The organism is Alcaligenes sp. AB3, assembly GCF_031844565.1.
Lineage (GTDB): Bacteria > Pseudomonadota > Gammaproteobacteria > Burkholderiales > Burkholderiaceae_B > Alcaligenes > Alcaligenes faecalis.
On record NZ_JAUZVM010000002.1, the window covers coordinates 448,811 to 469,552 of the forward strand.

16 protein-coding genes and 1 other RNA gene are annotated in these 20,742 nt (G+C 58.1%); 16 read left to right on the forward strand and 1 reads right to left on the reverse strand.

Features of this window, described 5'->3' with window-relative positions; translation table 11 throughout:
- Positions 1-4: 4 nt before the first annotated feature.
- The gene (locus Q9R35_RS07150) at positions 5-1,819 is read right to left on the reverse strand and encodes an ATP-binding cassette domain-containing protein (protein ID WP_063688539.1); all 1,815 of its coding nucleotides are present in this window, start codon (positions 1,817-1,819) and stop codon (positions 5-7) included.
- 65 nt (positions 1,820-1,884) lie between these two features.
- Here Q9R35_RS07150 and rnpB point away from each other — a divergent pair.
- From rnpB to lpxC, 16 genes are all read left to right on the forward strand, one after another.
- An RNA gene (rnpB, locus tag Q9R35_RS07155) (RNase P RNA component class A) lies at positions 1,885-2,292 on the forward strand.
- 289 nt (positions 2,293-2,581) lie between these two features.
- The gene (gene mraZ, locus Q9R35_RS07160; RefSeq protein ID WP_003803565.1) at positions 2,582-3,010 is read left to right on the forward strand and encodes a division/cell wall cluster transcriptional repressor MraZ; all 429 of its coding nucleotides are present in this window, start codon (positions 2,582-2,584) and stop codon (positions 3,008-3,010) included.
- A 7-nt stretch (positions 3,011-3,017) separates the two neighbouring features.
- On the forward strand, positions 3,018-4,088 hold the full coding sequence (gene rsmH / locus Q9R35_RS07165; protein WP_086060878.1) for a 16S rRNA (cytosine(1402)-N(4))-methyltransferase RsmH: 1,071 nt from the start codon (positions 3,018-3,020) through the stop codon (positions 4,086-4,088).
- Positions 4,085-4,387, forward strand: a complete 303-nt coding sequence (gene ftsL, locus Q9R35_RS07170) for a cell division protein FtsL (protein WP_042483421.1) — start codon at positions 4,085-4,087, stop codon at positions 4,385-4,387. The genes rsmH and ftsL overlap by 4 nt, the downstream gene beginning before the upstream one ends.
- On the forward strand, positions 4,384-6,123 hold the full coding sequence (locus Q9R35_RS07175) for a penicillin-binding protein 2 (protein ID WP_252606053.1): 1,740 nt from the start codon (positions 4,384-4,386) through the stop codon (positions 6,121-6,123). The genes ftsL and Q9R35_RS07175 overlap by 4 nt, the downstream gene beginning before the upstream one ends.
- Positions 6,120-8,897: a bifunctional UDP-N-acetylmuramoyl-L-alanyl-D-glutamate--2,6-diaminopimelate ligase MurE/UDP-N-acetylmuramoyl-tripeptide--D-alanyl-D-alanine ligase MurF gene (murF, locus tag Q9R35_RS07180; protein ID WP_311219589.1), complete on the forward strand. Its 2,778-nt coding sequence runs from the start codon at positions 6,120-6,122 to the stop codon at positions 8,895-8,897. The genes Q9R35_RS07175 and murF overlap by 4 nt, the downstream gene beginning before the upstream one ends.
- Positions 8,887-10,059: a phospho-N-acetylmuramoyl-pentapeptide-transferase gene (gene mraY, locus Q9R35_RS07185; protein ID WP_035271084.1), complete on the forward strand. Its 1,173-nt coding sequence runs from the start codon at positions 8,887-8,889 to the stop codon at positions 10,057-10,059. The genes murF and mraY overlap by 11 nt, the downstream gene beginning before the upstream one ends.
- Positions 10,056-11,585, forward strand: a complete 1,530-nt coding sequence (murD, locus tag Q9R35_RS07190) for a UDP-N-acetylmuramoyl-L-alanine--D-glutamate ligase (RefSeq protein WP_063688524.1) — start codon at positions 10,056-10,058, stop codon at positions 11,583-11,585. The genes mraY and murD overlap by 4 nt, the downstream gene beginning before the upstream one ends.
- Positions 11,582-12,775: a putative lipid II flippase FtsW gene (gene ftsW / locus Q9R35_RS07195; protein WP_042483439.1), complete on the forward strand. Its 1,194-nt coding sequence runs from the start codon at positions 11,582-11,584 to the stop codon at positions 12,773-12,775. The genes murD and ftsW overlap by 4 nt, the downstream gene beginning before the upstream one ends.
- The gene (murG, locus tag Q9R35_RS07200) at positions 12,772-13,845 is read left to right on the forward strand and encodes an undecaprenyldiphospho-muramoylpentapeptide beta-N-acetylglucosaminyltransferase (RefSeq protein WP_311219590.1); all 1,074 of its coding nucleotides are present in this window, start codon (positions 12,772-12,774) and stop codon (positions 13,843-13,845) included. Before ftsW ends, murG begins: the two co-directional genes overlap by 4 nt.
- The gene (murC, locus tag Q9R35_RS07205) at positions 13,842-15,248 is read left to right on the forward strand and encodes a UDP-N-acetylmuramate--L-alanine ligase (protein ID WP_042483446.1); all 1,407 of its coding nucleotides are present in this window, start codon (positions 13,842-13,844) and stop codon (positions 15,246-15,248) included. The genes murG and murC overlap by 4 nt, the downstream gene beginning before the upstream one ends.
- Positions 15,245-16,195: a D-alanine--D-alanine ligase gene (locus Q9R35_RS07210; protein ID WP_045930954.1), complete on the forward strand. Its 951-nt coding sequence runs from the start codon at positions 15,245-15,247 to the stop codon at positions 16,193-16,195. The genes murC and Q9R35_RS07210 overlap by 4 nt, the downstream gene beginning before the upstream one ends.
- A gap of 17 nt (positions 16,196-16,212) precedes the next feature.
- On the forward strand, positions 16,213-17,004 hold the full coding sequence (locus Q9R35_RS07215) for a cell division protein FtsQ/DivIB (RefSeq protein WP_042483453.1): 792 nt from the start codon (positions 16,213-16,215) through the stop codon (positions 17,002-17,004).
- A gap of 7 nt (positions 17,005-17,011) precedes the next feature.
- The gene (gene ftsA / locus Q9R35_RS07220) at positions 17,012-18,238 is read left to right on the forward strand and encodes a cell division protein FtsA (protein WP_009455039.1); all 1,227 of its coding nucleotides are present in this window, start codon (positions 17,012-17,014) and stop codon (positions 18,236-18,238) included.
- Between the two features lie 171 nt (positions 18,239-18,409).
- A complete protein-coding gene (gene ftsZ, locus Q9R35_RS07225; protein ID WP_042483457.1) occupies positions 18,410-19,576 on the forward strand; it encodes a cell division protein FtsZ in 1,167 nt (388 codons plus the stop codon).
- Positions 19,577-19,786: 210 nt separating this feature from the next.
- A complete protein-coding gene (gene lpxC / locus Q9R35_RS07230; protein WP_026485180.1) occupies positions 19,787-20,710 on the forward strand; it encodes a UDP-3-O-acyl-N-acetylglucosamine deacetylase in 924 nt (307 codons plus the stop codon).
- The last annotated feature ends 32 nt before the right edge of the window (positions 20,711-20,742 follow it).

Sequence of the window (20,742 nt, forward strand, 5' to 3'; positions counted from 1 at the left end):
CCCTTTAGGTGGCCAGGCGCTTTTCTTCCAACTTTTCCCAACGCTCAAATAACTGTTCCAGGTCAGTGTTGAGCTGATCCAGTTGTTGGTTGATCTCGTCGGCTCGAGCAGAGCCATCTTTATACAGATCCGGTGCGCTCAGCTGTTCCGCCAGCTCGGCTTGCTGGCTTTCTATGGCTGCAATTTTCTCGGGCAGCGCTTCCAGTTCCTTTTCTTCCCATGGCGCCAGACGGCCAGGCTTGGCGGTCTTGTTGTTGCGCTCAGCGGCAGGTTTTTCGGCTGCAGCTGGAGCTGGGGCACTGTTGGTCGCTGTCTCGGTTCTGGTTTGTGGACGCTGTGCCAGCCACTCGTCGTAACCACCCACATACTCGCCCCAATGGCCGTCGCCCTCAGCGGCGATAACCTGAGTGACTACGTTGTCCAGGAAGGTACGGTCGTGGCTGACCAGCAGCACGGTGCCCGTGTAATCCTGAATCAGGTCCTCCAGCAGTTCCAGCGTTTCGATGTCCAGATCGTTGGTCGGTTCGTCCAGTACTAATACATTAGTGGGTTGGGCAAACATACGGGCCAGCGCCAGTCGGGCACGTTCACCGCCGGACAGACTGCGTACGGGGGAGTGGGCGCGAGCAGCCGGAAACAGGAAGTCTTCCAGGTAGCTCATGATGTGCTTGCGCTGATTGCCGATTTCCACCCATTCGCTGCCGGGGCTGATGGTGTCAGCCAGCGTGGCGTTTTCGTCCAGGCGACTGCGCATCTGGTCAAAGTAGCCAATATTCAGTTTGGTGCCATGGCGTACGACGCCGGAATTGGGCTCCTGCAAACCCAGCATGATGCGCAGCAAGGTGGTCTTGCCTGCACCGTTGTGGCCGATCAGACCGATGCGGTCGCCACGCATCAGCACGGTCGAGAAGTTCTTGATCAGGATGCGGTCGTCGTAGCCGTGCGTGACATCCTGCAGCTCTGCTACCAGCTTGCCGGAGCGTTGGCCTTCGGAAATGGCGAATTTGACGTCGCCCGAGCGCTCGCGTCGCTCGGCACGGTCACGGCGCAATTGTTCCAGGCGCCGTACACGGCCTTCGTCGCGCGTGCGACGCGCCTGTACGCCTTTGCGTATCCAGACTTCTTCCTGGGCCAGAAACTTGTCGAACTTGGCGTTTTGTTGCTTTTCCGCTTCCAGGAATTCCGCTTTGCGTTCCTGCCATTGACTGAAGTTGCCGGGGAAACTGAAGAGCTTGCCGCGGTCCAGCTCGATAATGCGGGTGGTGACCACATCCAGGAATCGACGGTCATGGGTAATGATGATGGCGCTGCCGCGAAAATCCAGCAGCAGCTGTTCCAGCCAGAGAATGCCGTCAAAGTCCAGGTGGTTAGTGGGCTCGTCCAGCAAGAGCAGATCGGGCTCTTCCACCAGCGCGTTGGCCAGAGCAACACGCTTGCGCTGTCCGCCAGACAGGCTGCCGGTCGGGGCGTCGGGGTCCAGTCCCAGCTTGTCCATCAGGGCATTGACGCGGGCAGGGCGCTGCCAGTCTTCGGTTTCAGTGAAGTCACCGCACAGAAAATCGTAAATGCTCAGCTCGGGATTCAGCTCGGGCTCTTGCTCGACGGTGGCAATTTTCAGCCCGCCCAATCGTTGAACCTGGCCGTCATCAGGCGCCTGGCGTTGATCCAGAATTTTCAAAAGCGATGATTTGCCAGCACCATTGCGCCCGATCAGACCGATGCGTTCGTTTCTTTGTATGACCAGATCGGCATGGTCCAGCAAAGGATGGTGGCCGAATGCCAACTGGACATCGGTCAGGGAAATCAGATTGTTGGACATAAGACTCCAGATAAAACAGCGCGTCCTGCGAATTTCTCTATTGTCGCAGGTTACAATGCATCTGTGAGGCAGGCTGGGCAGTCGCGGTACGCAAGTATCGAGGAAGGTCCGGACTCCATAGAGCAGGGTAGCGGCTAACAGCCGTCCGGCAAGTGTGGCATCACGCCAGACGAGCCGAGGACCAGGGCCACAGAGACGAGACCACAGCAAGGGCTTGCGCAAGCAGGCACAGATACGGCCACTTCCGTGTTTTCTTGCACTTCGGTGCAAAGTGCTGTGGGGTGAAACGCGGTAACCTCTACCCGGAGCAATACCAAATAGGCATACGCAGGCTTTTTAGCCCGAGAGGCGGCTCGTCTCAGTATGCGGGTAGGTAGCTAGAACCGGCCAGCAATGGTCGGTCCAGAGGAATGATTGCCGGTCAGCGGGTTCCCGCTGGCATACAGAATCCGGCCTATAGGCCTGTCTCACACTTCTCCTGGCATTCGCCACCAATTGCACCGATTTCGTACATTTGAAAGCAATTGTTAAGGATGTTGAATCCTTGGCAAGAGTCGCTTGCGCACATTTTTATAACAATTCACTTTTAATGCGCCCCGCAATTTCTTGATTTCACACAGTATTTTTTTTTAGCCACTTCTAGGATAGTGCGCTAAGTGCTTGTTGTGATTGAAAAAATTGCAACCACTGCCTTGACCGCAAAGGCTTTCCCCCGTAGAGTGGGGAAAAGTAGGAAATAGTGTAAAAAAGTGGGGGAAAAAAGTGTTCCAAGGCAGCAGCGCACTCACACTGGATGCTAAGGGTCGGATGTCCATTCCGACTCGGCACCGTGACGCGCTTTTGCAGCAGGAACAAGGCCGCTTGACCCTCACTCGCCATCCCGACGGCTGTTTGCTGGTGTATCCGCGCAGTGTGTGGGAAGAAAAGCGCGAACAAATTGCCCGCTTTCCCATGAGTGCCCGTTTCTTGCAACGCCTGCTGCTGGGTAGTGCTCAGGACGTTGATCTGGACTCCGCTGGTCGGATATTGATCGCTCCCGAACTGCGCGCTGCAGTGGGGCTGGAGCGCGACGCCATGCTGCTGGGTATGGCCACCCATTTTGAGTTGTGGAATGCGCAGGAACTGGAACGCCGACAGGCCCAGGATCTGGCTGAAAACTCCACAGACGTATTCGACACTTTTTCTTTCTGAGTAAGTCATGACGCTGGTACATCGATCCGTGCTGCTGGAGCCTACGGTGGCGGCCCTCGTGGATCCGTCCTTTGAGGCCCGGCGCTGGGCGCAAAACCCCGACATTCAGGGTTTGGTCGATGGTGTGTACGTGGATTGCACCTTTGGTCGTGGTGGTCACAGCCGCTTGCTGTTGTCGCACTTGAGCTCCCAGGCGCGCCTGATCGTGATCGACAAGGATCCTCAGGCGATCGCCGTGGCTCAGGAGCTGGCGGCGCAGGATAGCCGGGTCACGGTTGTACATAGCGGTTTTGGTGATCTGGCCCAGGCTCTGGACGAGCTGGATGTGGGGCCATTGCAGGGCGTCATGATGGATTTGGGCATTTCCTCGCCACAAATCGACGACGCAGAACGAGGTTTCTCTTTTATGCGCGAAGGTCCTTTGGACATGCGCATGGATACCAGCGGTGGTTTGACCGCTGAACAGTGGCTGGCCGAGGTCAGCGTAGAAGTTTTAAAGGAGGTCATTGCAGAATATGGCGAAGAACGGTTTGCTTTCCAGATTGCAAAGGCGATTGTTGATCGCCGCCAATCCCGCCCGCTACATACAACGCGTGATCTCGCCGAGCTCGTCGCCGGTGTCGTCCGCACGCGCGAAAAGGGTCAACATCCGGCAACCAGGACCTTCCAGGCTATACGGATTTACCTCAATCGTGAGCTCGAAGAGCTCGCGTACGCGCTTCCGTCAATTCTGAGTCGATTGGCGACTCGGGGCAGGCTTGCGGTGATTGCATTTCATTCACTGGAGGACCGCATGGTCAAACAGTTCATGAACGCAGCTGCGCGTCCCGCGCAGGAACAGTCACGTCTACCTATTCTTGAAAAAGACTTGCCCCAGCCTCTGGTGCAGTCTTTGGGCAGAATCTTGCCCACTGACGAGGAGTCCAGCGATAACCCCCGAGCCCGCTCGGCGGTATTACGTGTGGTGCAGCGCACCGACACCCCCATCCCCCAGGACTGGATGCGCAGCGCCAGCGAGCGTCTGCTGCAACAGGCCGCCTATAGCCGACAGCCCGCCGGCAAGCGAGGCCGCCGATGATGCGCCTGGTCATCACCCTCTCTTTGGTGTTGATGCTTTCGGCCATCTCTTTGGTGACGGCGCGCTATCAGGCGCGCGAGCTGTTTGTGCAAACCGATCGTCTGGTCACCAAAGCGGGTGAACTGGACACGGACTGGCGTCGTCTGCAACTGGAGCGTGCCGAGCTGGCTCGCAACGCCCGGGTGGACGACATTGGCCGCAACGAATTGGGCCTGGTGCTCAGTTCTCCGGAGCGCACGCTGTATGTGCAAGGTGGTGAGTTGAGCTCGAACCAGGCTCAGCCCGGAGGGCGGCCATGAGACGATTCGGCTATCACGATAATCCTGTTTTAAGCGTCCAGATTCCATTCTGGCGTTCGCGTTTGGTCCTGGTGCTTTTGTTCCTGGGCTTTGGTGCATTGATCGTCAAGGCCTTGTACTTGCAGGGCCTGTCTACCGAATTCCTGCAGCAGCAAGGCGAGCGCCGTTACGAGCGCACCCAGGTTCTGCCGCCCATGCGTGGCAAGGTTTTTGATCGCTCCGGGTCCGTGGTGCTGGCCTCCAGCGTGCCCGTCAAGGCAATCTGGGCCATTCCGGATGACGCCCGCAATGCCAAACCTGAGCAGATTGCTCAACTGGCCAAGTTGCTGGGTATGGGGCAGTCCGATATCGACCGTCGCCTGTCCGTTGAAGATCGCAACTTTGTCTACATCAAGCGTCAGGTAGATGTGGATGTGGCTGCCCAGATTGCCGAACTGAAGATTCCCGGTATTCACCAGCAGGAAGAAATGCGCCGCTTCTATCCCGAAGGGGATGTGATGGCGCACATTGTGGGTTTCACCAATATTGAAGACCAGGGCATTGAAGGCATTGAACTGGCCTTTAATTCCGCCTTGTCGGGTACGCCTGGCTCGCGCCGTGTGATTCGTGACCGCCTGGGCCGTGTGGTAGAGGACGTGCGCGCCATTATCCCGCCTACGCATGGTCAGGATTTGCACCTGTCCGTTGATGCCGGTTTGCAGTTTGATGCCTACACCGCGCTGAAAAAGGGGATGGAAGACGTCAAGGCCAATGCGGCTGCCGCTGTGGTCATGGATGTAAAAACCGGGGAAATTCTGGCCCTGGTGAACCTGCCTACCTATAACCCCAACGACAGGGACGACCGCAAAGGTCCGGCCCTGCGTAACCGTGCCCTGACTGACACCTTTGAGCCCGGCTCCATCATGAAGCCGTTCACCGTCGCCTTGGCACTGGACATCAACCGCATCACCACCGCCACCCAGTTCAATACAGGCAATGGTCAGTATCGCTACCAGGGCAGTGTGATCAGCGACGTCAGCCGCAACAACGGCATGCTGGATGCGGCCGGCATTTTGCGGCGCTCCAGCAATATTGGCATGACCATGATTTCCGAGCGTCTGACTTCTCAGGAAATGTGGAATAAATTTACCGAGCTGGGTTTTGGTCGTTCTCCTCAGGCCGACTTCCCCGGTATTGCCAGCGGACGGCTGCGCCCCTGGGAGCGCTGGCGTCCCATCGAGCGCGCCACCATGTCGTATGGCTATGGCCTGTCGGTTTCCCTGCTGCAAATTGCCCACGCCTACACGGCGTTTGCGCGTAATGGCGACATGGTTTCCATGACACTGCTCAAGCGGGACGGCAAACCTGCCAGCGTTCAGGTTTACACCCCCAAAGTGGCCGCCGAAGTGCGCGCCATGCTGGAAGCGGCCGCTGGTCCGGCCGGTGCCCGTCTGGCCCAGGTACAAGGCTATCGCGTGGCTGGCAAAAGCGGTACGGCCCGCAAGATTGTGGATGGCCGTTACAGCAAGTCCCTGTATCGCGGCTCTTTTGTAGGCTTTGCGCCTGTCTCCGATCCTCGCATTGTGGTGGCCGTCACGATTGACGAACCGCATAGTTCCAATTATTACGGCGGGCGTATTGCCGCGCCGATTTTTTCAGAAATTGTGGCCCGGAGCTTGCGACGCCTAGGTGTCCAGCCTGATGCGCCCATAGATTCGCTGGTGGCTGTAGGCCCCGGTGCGGAGAATGTACGATGAACGCCGCAGCAATATTGGAGTGGCTGGCGCAGCATGTAGCGCCCACGGCTAATCTGTGTTTGGATTCCCGCCAGATCAAGGCGGGTGATGCGTTTTTTGCCTGCCGCGGCCATCAGGGTGATGGTCGTGAGTACGAAGTTCAGGCTGTGCAACAAGGTGCGGTTGTGATTGTGCGCGAGCAGGGCGATCAGGCGGTAGATCCCGGCGTACCTGTTTTGCAGGTTGCCAACCTCAGTGCCTTGTTGGGTGAAGTGGCTCATCAGTGGTGGGGTCGTCCTTCCGAGGAAATGACGGTTGTCGCGGTGACCGGCACCAATGGCAAGACCTCCACGGTGCAGTGGGTGGCTTCGGCTCTGAACCATTCCCAAGTGCCGTGCGGCACCATTGGTACGCTGGGCGTGACCTTGCCTGACGGCTCCAATCTGGGTGGCGTGCTGACGACGCCGGACGTGCTGACCGTACATCGCAGCTTGGCCGCCATTCGCGCCCAAGGTGGTAATGCCGTGGCGCTGGAAGCCTCGTCGATTGGCCTGGAGCAAGGCCGCTTGGACGGTGTCCGCATTGATATTGCCGGGTTCACCAACCTGACGCATGACCATCTGGACTATCACCACAGCATGGAAGAATACAAGCAGGCCAAGCTGCGCCTGTTTAGCTGGCCCGGTCTGCGTAGCGCTGTGGTGAACGCCGACGATGAAACTGGCCGTGAGTTGATGCAGGCCGGTCTGGCTGCTCGTGTGATCTCGTACTCCATGAGCCAGCCTGGCGTGGATCTGCTGGCGCAAGACGTGCATACCGGCGCTGATGGCCAGGTATTCAATCTGGTTACTGCTCACGGTACTGCTCAAATTCTGACTCACCTGCTGGGCGAGCATAACGTCGCCAACCTCCTGCTGGTGGCCGGTGTGCTGCAAGAGGTGGGTTGGCCGGTGTCCAAGATCGCCCGCATCATGGACAAGCTGGAATCCGTTCCTGGTCGCCTGCAAATTGTGACGCCCAAGAGCACCGCTGGTCGTCAGCCTCTGCCGTTGGTCGTAGTCGATTACGCGCATACCGCTGACGCGCTGGAGCGTGCCTTGCAAGCATTGCGTGAAGTGGCCAGCGTGCGTGGTGGCAAGCTGATTTGCGTATTTGGTTGCGGCGGTAACCGTGACACCGCCAAGCGCCCCATCATGGGTGAGGTAGCCGCCCGTTTGGCTGACAGCGTTCTGGTCACGACCGACAACCCGCGTTTTGAAGACCCTGCCGAAATCATTCGTCAGATTGTGGCCGGCATGCCTGAAGCGCCTGCCGTGCAAATGGATCGGGCTCGCGCCATCCTGTCTTCGATCTGGGCTGCCAGCCCTGAGGATATTGTGTTGTTGGCCGGTAAAGGTCACGAAAGCTACCAGGAAGTGCAGGGCGAGCGCTCTGTGTTTGACGATTCTGACTGGGCCAAAGCTGCCTTGCTGTGGTTGCGTGGCGTGCGCTTGAGCACCGATTCCCGCAGCCTGAGCAAAGGTGATGTGTTCCTGGCCCTGAGCGGCGAGCAGTTCGACGGCCACCGCTATCTGGAAAAAGCGAAAGAGCAGGGTGCGCTTGCTGCCATCGTGGCTCAGCGTGATGCTCAGGTAGAGCTGCCACAAATTGTGCTGGGCGATACACGCCGTGCCTTGATGACCTTGGCTACCGAATGGCGTTCGCGCTTTGACATTCCCGTCATCGGCGTGACGGGCAGCAATGGCAAGACCACGACCAAGGAAATGATTGCCGCTATCTTGCGCGCCTGGTTGGGCGAAGCAGAAAGCTTGGCAACTCGCGGTAATTTGAACAACGATCTGGGCGTACCCCTGTCGATCCTGCGCTTGAGCTCCGAGCACAAGGCCGCCGTTCTGGAAATGGGCATGAACCACCCCGGCGAAATTGCCGTGCTGGCGTCCATGGCTCGCCCCACCATTGCCCTGATCAATAACGCCCAGCGTGAGCACCAGGAGTTCATGCATAGTGTGGAAGCCGTGGCCCGTGAAAATGGTGCCGTTATCGACGTGTTGCCACACGACGGTGCGCTGGTGATTCCAGATGACGACGCGTTCAGCGCCATGTGGGCTGAGCAAGCCGGTCAGCGCTCCGTATTGCGCTTTGGCCTGAGTGGTCAGGAAACGGTCTTTGCTGCCGATATGTTTGTCGAGCCCGCTCAAACTCGCTTTGTGCTGCATGTGGCAGGCCAGTCCTCTGCGCTGACCTTGCACAGCCCAGGCATCCATAACCTGCGCAATGCCTTGGCGGCTGCCGCTTGTGCCCATGCCGCTGGCGCGCCTTTGAGCGCGATTGTGCAGGGTCTGGAAAGCTTCCGTCCTGTTACGGGCCGTATGCAGCCCAAGCAGCTGTCTTCCGGTTACCAACTGATTGATGACACCTACAACGCCAACCCGGATTCGGTACGTGCTGCCATTGATGTGCTTGCACAGCTGAAAGGCCGCAAGGTGCTGGTGCTGGGCAATATGGCCGAGATCGGTGACAACAGTTCCGAGTTGCACGCTGAAGTCGGTGCCTACGCCAAAGAGCGCGGCATGGATGAATTGCTGACCTTGGGTGGCGACGCCAGCCATGCTGCCCAGGCTTTTGGTGCGCGTGCGCATCAGTTCGAGACACTAGAGGACATGGTGGCTTACCTGCTGGCGCTGGAGCCCTCCCATGTGTTGATCAAGGGTTCGCGCAGCGCGCGTATGGAGCGTGTGGTTGCCGCCCTGGAGAACCACTTCTCCCATAACGAAGGGGCCACTCATGCTTCTTGAACTGGCACGCTGGCTATCGGACGATCATATTCGCGCCTTTGGGGTGTTTGAGTACATCACCCTGCGTGCTATTTTGGCCAGCGCCACCGCGCTGGCTATCGGCTTGTTGGCAGGTCCCTGGGTTATTCGCAAGCTGACCGAACTGAAGATCGGTCAGGCTGTACGCGCTTACGGCCCTGAATCGCATCTGCAAAAGAATGGCACCCCCACCATGGGCGGTGTCCTGATCCTGATCTCCATCGGTATCAGTACCTTGTTGTGGGCAGACTGGACCAACCGCTTTGTGTGGGTTGTTCTGCTGGTGACGTTCGGTTTCGGCTGGATTGGTTGGGCTGACGACTACAAGAAAGTCGTCAATCGTGACCCCGAAGGCATGTCCTCGCGTCAGAAATTTTTCTGGCAAGCCTTGATCGGTATCGTTGCGGCCGTGTACCTGAGCTTTGCCGTTTCGGTGCCTGCCAATACTGAGCTGTGGCCCTTGTTCAAAGAGTGGGTTTTGAGCGGCTTCACCATGCCCCTGCCTACGCAGGCTGACCTGATCGTGCCGTTCTTCAAGTCCGTCAGCTACCCGCTGGGTGTGCTGGGCTTTGTGGTATTGACCTGGGCAGTGATTGTTGGCTCCAGCAACGCCGTCAACCTGACGGACGGCCTGGACGGTCTGGCCATCATGCCTACCGTGCTGGTGGGCGCTGCCCTGGGCATTTTTGCCTACGTGGTTGGCCGGGTCGACTACTCCAAATATCTCTTGTTCCCCTATATCCCCGGCGCGGGCGAGCTGATGGTGATCTGTGCGGCCATCGCCGGTGCCGGTTTGGCCTTTTTGTGGTTCAACGCCTATCCCGCCCAGGTATTCATGGGTGACGTGGGTGCGCTGGCCCTGGGTGGCGCGCTGGGCACGATTGCTGTGATCGTTCGCCAGGAAATCGTGCTGTTCATCATGGGTGGCGTGTTTGTGGTGGAAACCTTGTCGGTGATGCTGCAGGTGACCTGGTTCAAGTACACCAAGAAACGCTACGGGCAGGGCAGGCGAATGTTCCGTATGGCGCCGCTGCATCATCACTTTGAAGTTGGCGGCTGGAAAGAAACACAGGTGGTGGTTCGCTTCTGGATCATCACCATGATGCTGGTCATGGTCGGTCTGTCTACATTGAAATTGCGATGAATGCTTTGAGTTTTCCTTCGATCCGTAAAGACGGTCTCATGCTTATCCTTGGGTTAGGCGAGACAGGCTTTGCTGCGGCTCGCTGGTCTTTGGCCCAGGGGGCCAGCATTCGTTTGGCGGATACACGCGAGAACGTGCAGGGTCTGGACAAGCTTCAGACCCTGAGCAACGCGCCTCTGGACGTGCGTCTGGGGCAGAACGCCTTGCAGGCCGATAGCCTGAGCGACGTGCACACTGTAGTGATCAGTCCCGGTCTGTCCCCCGTGGAACCTGCCTTGGCCGGTTTTTTGGCTCAGGCGCGCGATCGTGGAATCGAAGTCATTGGCGAGATCGAGCTGTTCGCCCGTGCTTTGAAAGACCTGGCCGATCAAGGCCATGAAAGCCGCGTAGTGGCTGTCACGGGCACCAATGGCAAGACGACGGTCACCGCCATGACGCGCCATTTGCTGGAGCAAGCGGGTGTCTCCGCGCTGGCCGTGGGCAATATCAGCCCCGCAGCTCTGACCGCCTTGTGCGATGCTCTGGAAAACAATGCCTTGCCTCAGGTCTGGGTGCTGGAACTGTCCAGCTTCCAATTGGACAGCACCTTTAGCTTGCAGGCGGATGCTGGCGTTGTACTGAATATTTCGCAGGATCATCTGGACTGGCACGGTGGCATGGATGCCTATATCCAGTCCAAACAACGTATGTATGGCATGTGCGATGTGACCTTGGTCAATCGCGATGACCCGGCCGTCATGGCCATGATTCCCGATGCCAGTCAGGAGTCGGTACGCAGCTTCGGTCTGGACAAGCCCGCTTTGCTGGGCGATATGGGCTTGTTGACGGATGGCGGCATGCAGTGGCTGGTGGCCAACGAGCCTACCGATTTTGAGCTGCCTGCCACCGGTCTGAAAAAACGTAATGCGCCGGTTGAGCCTGCCGTGCGTGGCAAGGGCGGCTTGAAGCGTCTGATGCCGGTTGAGGCTTTGCAGATCAAGGGCCGTCATAACGCCTTGAATGCTCAAGCCGCTTTGCTGCTGGCTCGCTGCCTGGGGCTGGGTTGGGCTGAGTTGCTCAATGGCCTGCGCACCTATCAAGGCGAGCCGCACCGTGTAGAACTGATTCGTGTGCTGGATGGTGTTCAGTATCTGGATGACAGCAAAGGCACCAACGTTGGCGCGACTGTCGCGGCCTTGCGTGGCTTCGATCAGCGCGTCTGGCTGATCGCGGGTGGTTTGGGCAAGGGTCAGGACTTTGAGCCGCTGGCTGTGGCCGCTGCACCGAATGTGGCTGAAGTGTTTTTGATTGGTCAGGACGCCAAGCAGATTGCTGCTGTTCTGGATACGCATGATGTTCGCTACCGTTTCTGCGATGGCCTGGAAGCAGCGGTGCAAGCGGCTGCTGAACAGGCACGCTCGGGCGATGTGGTCTTGCTGTCGCCGGCCTGCGCCAGCATGGATATGTTCAAAAGCTATCACCACCGTGGCATGTGCTTTGTCGCTGCCGTGACGGAGATGGCCCTGGATAGAGGAGAGCTGGCATGAGTCTGTTTGCTGAGCTGACCTCGGGTGTCAATGCCGTACGTCCTGGACGCACGGCATTGCCTGCGTTTGATCGCCCCTTGTTGGCCGCTACCCTGATGCTGACCCTGTTCGGTCTGCTGATGGTGTATTCGGCCTCGATCGCTTTGGCAGACGGGCCGCGCTATGAAAGCTACGGTCGCTACTACTTTGTGATACGCCACGCCTTGTTCATCGTGGTAGGCGTGGTGCTGGCCATGTTTACCGCTACCGTGCCCTTGCGCGTGTGGCAGAAGCTGGCTGTACCCTTGTTTGCACTGGCTATTTTCCTCTTGATGGTCGTGTTGATTCCCGGAATCGGCCGTGAAGTGAACGGCGCACGTCGCTGGTTGCCATTGGGCATCATCAACTTCCAACCCTCGGAACTGATGAAAGTGGCCATGGTGCTGTACGCCGCCGATTACACCGTGCGCAAGCAGCAGCACCTGCATACGTTTATACGAGGTTTCCTGCCCATGGCGGTGGCTCTGGGCCTGGTCGGTGTTCTGCTGTTGATGGAGCCTGACCTGGGCGCCTTCATGGTCATTGTGGCCATTGCAGTGGGCATTCTGTTCATTGGCGGAATTAACGGCAAGCTGTTCTCTGCCTTGCTGGGCATCATGGTCAGCAGCTTCCTCTTGCTGATCTGGTTATCGCCCTGGCGTCGTGAACGTCTGTTCGTGTACCTGGACCCCTGGAACCCTGACAACGCCTATGGCAGTGCCTATCAGCTGTCGCACTCGCTGATTGCCTTGGGTCGTGGTGAATGGTTTGGTGTGGGCTTGGGCTCCAGTGTGGAAAAACTGCATTACCTGCCTGAAGCCCATACTGACTTCATCGTTGCGGTAATTGGCGAAGAACTGGGTTTTGTTGGCGTGGCCGCCCTGATCCTGACTTTTGGTTTTGTGGTCTGGCGCAGCTTCAATATCGGTCGTCAGGCCAGCGCCATGGATCGTTTGTTCAGCGGTGTCGTCGCTCAGGGTGTGGCGCTGTGGTTCGGCGTGCAGGCCTTTATCAATATCGGTGTGGTGCTGGGTCTTTTGCCAACCAAAGGGCTGACCTTGCCTTTGGTCAGTTATGGCGGTTCGGGCATTGTGATGAATCTGGTGGCTTTTGCCTTGTTGCTGCGGGTTGATTTCGAGAACCGGCAAATGATGCGAGGTAAGCGCACATGAGCACCCCAACCATCCTGATCATGGCAGGCGGCACAGGCGGGCACATCATGCCCGGGCTGGCCGTGGCCGAAGCCATGCAGCAGCGCGGCTGGAACGTGTTGTGGTTAGGTCATCCCGAGCGCATGGAAGGTAGCTTGGTCCCTCAGCATGGGATTAAAATGCTGCCTCTGCGATTTTCCGGATTACGAGGCAAAGGCGTGAAGGCGTTGCTCTCTTTACCCTTTACCTTGATCAGTGCCTGCTGGCAGGCACACCGCTGTCTGCAAGAGGCCAAGCCTGATGTGGTTCTGGGAATGGGCGGCTATGTCGCCTTCCCTGGTGGCCTGATGTCTTTTGTATTGCGCCGCCCGCTGGTGGTGCACGAACAAAATGCAGTGGCTGGAACTGCCAATCGCTACCTGGCCAAAATGGCGACCAGCGTGCTCACCGGTTTCCCTGGGGCCTTGCCCGGCGCTGTGACGGTTGGCAATCCTGTGCGCGATGCCTTCGTAGGCCAGGGCCCCGCTGCCGAGCGTTACGCCAAACGTAGCGGACCACTGCGTATTCTGGTGGTGGGGGGCAGTCTGGGTGCGGCCGCACTGAACAAGGTGGTGCCTGAAGCCATGGCGCTGATCCCTGCCGAGCAGCGTCCTCATGTGACGCACCAGTCCGGTCAGCAGCATCTGGAAAGCTTGCAGCAAAGCTATGCAGACAATCAGGTACAGGCTGACTGCAAGGCCTTTATTGGCGATATGGCACAGGCCATGAAAGAGGCCGATGTGCTGATTTGCCGCGCCGGTGCCATGACGGTAGCGGAGGTGGCGGCGATCGGCGTAGCAGCCCTGTTTGTGCCTTTGCCACATGCTATTGACGATCACCAGACAGCCAATGCCCGTTACCTGAGCGAATGCTCGGGCGCGTGGCTCAAGAAACAATCGGAGTTGACGGCTCAGTGGCTTGCACAGTGGTTGCAAGACCTGAACCGTGAAGAATTAAGTCGCGTGGCCAGCCACGCGCAAGAACATGCACAGTTGAATGCCACGCAGCAGATTGCCGAAGCATGTCAGCAGGCGGCAAGGAGGGTGGGATGAAACACCGCATTCAACGTATTCATTTTGTAGGGATTGGCGGCTCGGGCATGAGCGGCATTGCCGAAGTCATGCTGAACCTGGGCTTTGCCATCAGTGGCTCGGATATCCAGGAAACGGCGGTGACCCGTCGTCTGGAGCAACTGGGTGCTCGTATTGTTATCGGCCATCAAGCTGAGAACGTCGCTGGCATGGGCGCTATCGTGACTTCCACCGCTATTGCGGGCGATAACCCTGAAGTGCTGGCCGCGCGCGCTGCCCGTATTCCGGTGGTGCCTCGTGCCCTGATGCTGGCCGAGCTGATGCGCTTGAAGCGCGGCATTGCCGTGGCCGGTACGCACGGCAAGACCACCACCACCAGTCTGGTCGCCAGCCTGTTGGGCGCGGCTGATCTGGACCCCACCTTTGTGATCGGTGGCCGCCTGAATTCGGCCGGTGCCAATGCCCGCCTGGGGCAGGGTGATTACATCGTGGTGGAAGCGGATGAGTCCGACGCTTCTTTCCTGAATCTGCTGCCGGTAATGGCCATCATTACCAATATCGACGTAGACCATATGGACACCTATGGTCATGACGTTGCCCGGCTGAAAAGCGCCTTCATCGACTTCACGCATCGCCTGCCGTTTTACGGCAGCGCCATCGTGTGCAATGACGATGCGAATGTGCGCGAAATCATTCCTTTTGTATCGCGGCCTGTCACGACTTACGGCATTGATACCGATGCTCAGGTTCGTGCAATCAACATTGAAAGCCGTGGCACCACCATGTGTTTTGACGTGCAGCGCAAAGGGGCAACAGGCGATCTCCCGCTGCTGTCCGTGTGCCTGAATCTGCCCGGAAAACACAATGTACTCAATGCCTTGGCCGCCATTGCGGTAGCGACTGAACTGGGTGTCAGTGACGAGGTCATCGCGCGTGGTCTGAAAGAGTTCACGGGCGTGGGGCGCCGCTTCTCCATGGTGGGAGACTTCCCAGTCTCGACCGAGCATGGCGGTGGCACGTTTACCGTTGTTGACGATTATGGTCACCATCCTGTCGAAATGGCTGCTACCTTGGCGGCCGCACGGGGTGCTTGGCCTGATCGCCGCATCGTGCTGGCATTCCAGCCACACCGCTACACGCGCACCCGTGATTGCTTTGAAGATTTCGTGCAGGTACTTAGCCAGGCCGACGCGGTTCTCCTTGGAGAGGTCTATCCCGCCGGCGAGGCTCCCCTTGTGGCCGCCGATGGCCGTGCCTTGAGTCGCGCAGTGCGTGTGCTCGGCAAGGTCGAACCCATTTTCGTGGCCGAAATCAGCGATATGGCACAAGCCGTTCTGGACTTTGTCCGCGACGGCGATGTGGTGTTGGTAATGGGTGCAGGGTCCATCAGCCGGATCCCTGCTCAATTGGGAGAAATGGCATGACAGCGGATTTTGGTCGGGTCGGCGTGTTGTACGGCGGCAAGTCCGCCGAACGTGAAGTGTCCTTGATGTCTGGCGCAGGCGTGCATGAAGCCCTGTGCAGCATGGGCGTGGATGCGCATTTGTTCGATATGGGCGAGAAAGGACTGACCGAACTGGCTCAGGCCGGTTTTGACCGCGTGTTTATTGCTTTGCATGGTCGTTACGGCGAAGACGGCACCTTGCAGGGAGCTCTGGAGTGGATGGGTATCCCTTACACCGGCAGCGGGGTGATGGCCTCGGGCCTGGCCATGGACAAGATCATGACCAAGCACGTCTGGCAGCACCTGGGCTTGCCGACCCCCGGCTTTGCGCAGCTGGATCATGTCAGCCAGGTTGCCGCTGCCGTGGAACGTCTGGGCGTGCCCCTGATCATGAAGCCGCCCCATGAAGGCTCCACTGTAGGTGTGGTGCGTGTGGATCGCGCCGAAGAAGCCGTTGCTGCCTTTGAAACTGCCATGCATTACGACACGGCCGTGCTGGCCGAACAATTCATTCGTGGCCGCGAGCTGACGGTGCCCATCATTGGTGTGGGCGCTCAGGCACGTGCTTTGCCCGTGATCGACATCGTGGCCCCGCAAGGCAATTACGACTTTGAACACAAGTATTACTCGGACGAAACCCAGTACTTCTGTCCTGCAGATCTGTCGCCTGAACTGACGGCGCATATCCAGGATTTATCGGTCCGTGCGTTTAATGCACTGGGCTGCGAAGGCTGGGGCCGGGCTGATTTCATGCTGGACGAGCAGAACCGCCCCTGGCTGCTGGAGATGAACACCTCTCCTGGCATGACCAGCCACTCTTTGGTGCCCATGGCGGCCAAAGCAGAGGGCACCAGCTATGCCCAGTTGTGCGTGAACATTTTGGCAACGGCGCGCTGCAAAGTGCAGGCCATTGCCCGCAGCCTATAGAACGTGGAGCCTGATTCATGTTTTCCGATGCCCGTCTGACCAACCTGATCGCTAATACGCTGGCTTTGCTAGCGGTATCGGCATTGGTGATCGGTGTTGTGGTTTGGGCGGTGCGTCGTCCGTACTTCAATATCGAGCGCATTCAGATTGAGTCCTCGCAGGGCGAGCCTCTGGCCTATGTGACTCCTGAAGGGGTGAAAGCCACAATTGCCGGTCGCCTGCAGGGCAACTTCTTCACAGTGGATCTGGACCAGTCCCGCGCCTTGATTGAAACGGCTCCCTGGGTACGACGCGCGCAAATTCGCCGCGTCTGGCCCAACAGCCTGTCGGTACGGATTGAAGAACAGCAGCCGCTGGCCTACTGGAATGAAGACGAGATGATTAACACCTGGGGTGAGTCATTTTCGGCCAACAAGGCGGTGGTGCCGGATGACGTGGATTTGCCCCAGCTCAGCGGCCCTCCGAATTCGGAGCGTCTGGTGGTGCAACGGTATGCCGAGCTGGCACGCTGGTTTGGCCCTCTGGATGTGCAGGTCAGCGAAGTGACCTTGAGCCCGCGCTATGCCTGGGATGTGGTCTTGTCTAACGGAATGCAGTTGAGCCTGGGCCGAGACCCAGCTGCGGATATTGCTGATCCGCACGGTCGCAAGGGTGCATTGCCCTTTGCGGTACGTGTTGAACGATTTGTGCAGGCCTGGCCTGCCTTGATGCAACGGCTTGGCGACCGTGCTTTGCAAAGTGCCGATTTACGTTACCCGAATGGCTTTGCGATAACGCTGGCTCCGGTTTCATCTACCCCTGTGAAGTAAAGAACATATGACTCGTGACATCAAAGACCTGATCGTTGCATTGGACATCGGCACCAGCAAAGTGGTTGCGGTGGTGGCCGAAGTGCTGCCGGAAGGCCGGTTTGAAGTGCTTGGTCTGGGCCAGCATGAATCCCAGGGCATGCGCAAAGGGGTGGTCGTCAATATCGAGACGACGGTCAATTCCATCCAGCGCGCTCTGGAAGAGGCGGAGCTGATGGCCGATTGCAAGATCCGTGAGGTCTACACCGGCATTGCAGGCAGCCACATCACCAGCTTCAACTCCAGCGGTATGGTGGCGGTGAAAGACAAGGAAGTGACGGCAACCGATGTGGCGCGCGTGATCGAAACGGCCAAGGCCGTGAACATCCCCACCGACCAGCAAGTGCTGCACGTGCTGACGCAGGAATTCATTGTGGATTCGCAAGAAGACATTCGCGAGCCCATTGGCATGAGCGGTCTGCGCCTGGAAGTGCGGGTGCACATTGTGACCGGTGCGGTCAGCGCAGCGCAGAACATCGTGAAATGCGTGCGTCGTTGCGGTCTGGAAGTGCAGGACCTGATTTTGCAGCCTTTGGCCTCCAGCCTGTCCTGCCTGACCGCGGACGAGAAGGAGCTGGGCGTGGTGCTAGTGGATATTGGCGGCGGTACGACCGACATCGCCATCTACACCGGCGGTGCTATCCGTCATACCGACGTGATCCCGATTGCCGGCGACCAGATCACCAGCGATATCGCCGCCATGTTGCGCACCCCTACGCCGGATGCGGAAGAGATCAAGCTGCGCTTTGGGGTGGCCAAGCAATCGCTGGCCCATCCGGAAGAAATGATTGAAGTGCCCGGCCTGGGTGACCGCCCCAACCGTCAGGTCAAGCGCCAGGCTTTGGGTGCCGTGATCGAGCCGCGTGTGGAAGAGCTGTTTACTTTCGTGCAGCAAAGCCTGCGCGAATCGGGCTACGAAGATTTGTTGTCCTCGGGTGTGGTGCTGACCGGTGGGACGGCCATGTTGCCGGGCATCGTGGAACTGGCCGAGGACGTGTTCCTGAAACCGGTGCGTATCGCGGTGCCCAGCTACGAAGGCAGCCTGGCTGATGTGATGCGCAACCCCCGTTTTTCGACGGTGATGGGTCTGTTGACCGAAGCTCGCCTGCAAAGCGCTCGTGGCCGCAAAGTGGCCCAGCAAAAAGGCAGTGTCAAAGGTCTGATGGCACGCATGAAGGAATGGTTCATGAATTAAGGGCGTTGCAAGACGCTCAGGTCGGGCAGCCTGAAAGGGCTGTCCAGGAGGCAGTTCAAACCGGGTGCGAACCCTTTGGTTGGCAGATGTTTTGAGCTGATTCCAAATTTCAGTTGTATCGGGGAAGTACGTAGAAACTTGACTAATTAAGTGTTTGAGTGGGAGTCAATCATGATGAACTTTGAAATGTTAGATACCAGCGGTAGCGGCACGGTCATCAAGGTCGTGGGTGTGGGCGGCGCAGGCGGTAACGCTGTGATGCATATGATCAATTCTGGTGTTCAGGGCGTTGATTTCATCTGCGCCAATACCGACTCGCAGGCTCTGGCCAGCAGCGATGCACCTATCCAGATCCGTCTGGGCCGCAGCGGCCTGGGCGCCGGTGCCAAGCCTGACCAAGGCCGTGCGGCTGCTGAAACGGCTCGCGAAGAAATTCGTGCAGCTTTGAACGGCGCCAATATGGTGTTCATCACGGCCGGTATGGGCGGTGGCACCGGTACGGGTGCCAGCCCCGTTGTTGCCGAAGTGGCCAAGGAATTGGGCATTTTGACCGTGGGCGTAGTCACCAAACCTTTCTCCTTTGAAGGCAATCGCCGTTTGCGCATGGCCGAAGAAGGGATCGAGGAGCTGAGCAAGCACGTTCACTCCCTGATCGTTGTATTGAATGAAAACCTGTATGACTTGATGGATGAGGACGCAACGCAGTCCGATTGCTTCAAGGCAGCTGACGATGTCTTGCACAATGCCTGCGCCGGTATTGCCGAGATCATCAATGTTGAAGGTAACGTGAACGTCGACTTTGAAGACGTGAAAACCATCATGGGCGAGCAAGGTCAGGCCATGATGGGTACGGCTGTGGCTTCTGGCTCGAACCGCGCTCGTGAAGCGGCCGAGCGTGCCATCGCTTGCCCATTGCTGGAAGGTGTGGACCTGCACGGTGCCCGCGGCATGCTGGTGAACATTACGTCCTCCTCGTCCCTGAAGATGCGCGAAACGCGCGAAATCATGGACACCATCCGTGGCTACGCTGCAGAAGACGCCACCGTTATCTTTGGTACCGCTTACGATGAGTCCATGGGCGACAGCCTGCGCGTGACCGTTGTGGCTACCGGCCTGGGTCGCAAGCAAGCGCGCCCACAGTTGGTACAAAACAACGAAGAAGTGTTACGTACAGGTACGGACAACATGCCTGTCATCGGCGCTGATTACGCCAATGCCGACGTGCCTGCCGTCATCCGCAACCCACGCAGCCAGGCTTCGGCTCAGGTGCGTGCTCTGGAGACAGCCGGTATGGATCACTTCGATATTCCGGCGTTCTTGCGCAAGCAGGCTGATTAAAAATCAGGTTCGGCGATTACCCGAGTCGCCAATTTGATTTCTCCCACGACTCCCCCTGGGCGCTCGAGCTCAGGGGGTGTAAGTGCTTTGTCGTGCTCTGGTGTTTGACGCTTGACAATGACGTATGCTTGAAGAAAGCCTATAGTGGATAACCCGTATTACGGTTACAATAGTCTTTGCGAACAACACTTTACAAGTACAAGAACAGCTATGCTTCGTCAGCGCACCATCAAGAATGTCATCAGTACCAAAGGAGTCGGCTTGCACTCTGGTCGTCGTGTCGAACTGACACTGCGCCCTGCTGCGCCTGACACGGGTATTGTGTTTCACCGTATCGATCTGCCCGAAATCGTGGATTTGCCCGCGCAGGCAGACAAGGTCGGTGGTACGCGTATGGCTTCTGTGCTGATCAAGGACAATGTTCGGGTGTCGACCGTAGAGCATCTGATGTCGGCCATCGCTGGCCTGGGCATTGATAATCTGCACGTGGACCTGACAGCTGAAGAAGTACCCATCATGGATGGCAGTGCCGGTACGTTTGTGTACTTGTTGCGCTCGGCAGGCTTGCAAGAGCAGGAAGCTGCCAAGAAGTTTTTGCGTGTCCTCAAGCCCATCGAAGTTTCTGAAGGCGAGGGACAGGACATTAAATGGGCCCGTCTGGAGCCCTATGAAGGCTTTGCCCTTCAGTTTTCCATCGATTTTCACCACCCGGCCATTGATGCAACGGCCAATTTTGCCGAGGTGGATTTTGCGCACGACTCGTACGTGAAGACCATTTCGCGTGCGCGCACTTTCGGGTTCGCCAGCGAAGTGGAAGCCTTGCGTGCGGCTGGTCTGGCCCGTGGCGGCAGTTTGGACAATGCCATCGTCATGGACGAGTACCGCGTTCTGAACAGCGACGGTCTGCGTTACGAGGACGAGTTCGTCAAGCACAAGATTCTTGATGCCATTGGCGACTTGTACCTGATTGGCCACCCCCTGATTGCGCGCTATGTGGCGTGCAAATCCGGCCATGGTTTGAACAACCAGTTGGCGCGCGCCTTGCTCGCCGCCCAGGATAGCTGGGAACTGGTGACTTTCGAGTCTGCTGCCAGTGCACCCCATGCATTTTCCAGCGAGTGGAAATTCGCTTGATCCTTGCCTAGGGTTCCGATCTTGGTGCTTTG

Excerpts from the sequence above, each read along its gene's own strand:
- Q9R35_RS07150 (WP_063688539.1), bottom strand. The coding sequence starts at position 1,819 with ATGTCCAACAATCTGATTTCCCTGACCGATGTCCAGTTGGCATTCGGC.
- rsmH (WP_086060878.1), top strand. The coding sequence starts at position 3,018 with ATGACGCTGGTACATCGATCCGTGCTGCTGGAGCCTACGGTGGCGGCC.
- ftsL (WP_042483421.1), top strand. The coding sequence starts at position 4,085 with ATGATGCGCCTGGTCATCACCCTCTCTTTGGTGTTGATGCTTTCGGCC.
- Q9R35_RS07175 (WP_252606053.1), top strand. The coding sequence starts at position 4,384 with ATGAGACGATTCGGCTATCACGATAATCCTGTTTTAAGCGTCCAGATT.
- murF (WP_311219589.1), top strand. The coding sequence starts at position 6,120 with ATGAACGCCGCAGCAATATTGGAGTGGCTGGCGCAGCATGTAGCGCCC.
- mraY (WP_035271084.1), top strand. The coding sequence starts at position 8,887 with ATGCTTCTTGAACTGGCACGCTGGCTATCGGACGATCATATTCGCGCC.
- murD (WP_063688524.1), top strand. The coding sequence starts at position 10,056 with ATGAATGCTTTGAGTTTTCCTTCGATCCGTAAAGACGGTCTCATGCTT.
- ftsW (WP_042483439.1), top strand. The coding sequence starts at position 11,582 with ATGAGTCTGTTTGCTGAGCTGACCTCGGGTGTCAATGCCGTACGTCCT.
- murG (WP_311219590.1), top strand. The coding sequence starts at position 12,772 with ATGAGCACCCCAACCATCCTGATCATGGCAGGCGGCACAGGCGGGCAC.
- murC (WP_042483446.1), top strand. The coding sequence starts at position 13,842 with ATGAAACACCGCATTCAACGTATTCATTTTGTAGGGATTGGCGGCTCG.
- Q9R35_RS07210 (WP_045930954.1), top strand. The coding sequence starts at position 15,245 with ATGACAGCGGATTTTGGTCGGGTCGGCGTGTTGTACGGCGGCAAGTCC.
- Q9R35_RS07215 (WP_042483453.1), top strand. The coding sequence starts at position 16,213 with ATGTTTTCCGATGCCCGTCTGACCAACCTGATCGCTAATACGCTGGCT.
- ftsA (WP_009455039.1), top strand. The coding sequence starts at position 17,012 with ATGACTCGTGACATCAAAGACCTGATCGTTGCATTGGACATCGGCACC.
- ftsZ (WP_042483457.1), top strand. The coding sequence starts at position 18,410 with ATGATGAACTTTGAAATGTTAGATACCAGCGGTAGCGGCACGGTCATC.
- lpxC (WP_026485180.1), top strand. The coding sequence starts at position 19,787 with ATGCTTCGTCAGCGCACCATCAAGAATGTCATCAGTACCAAAGGAGTC.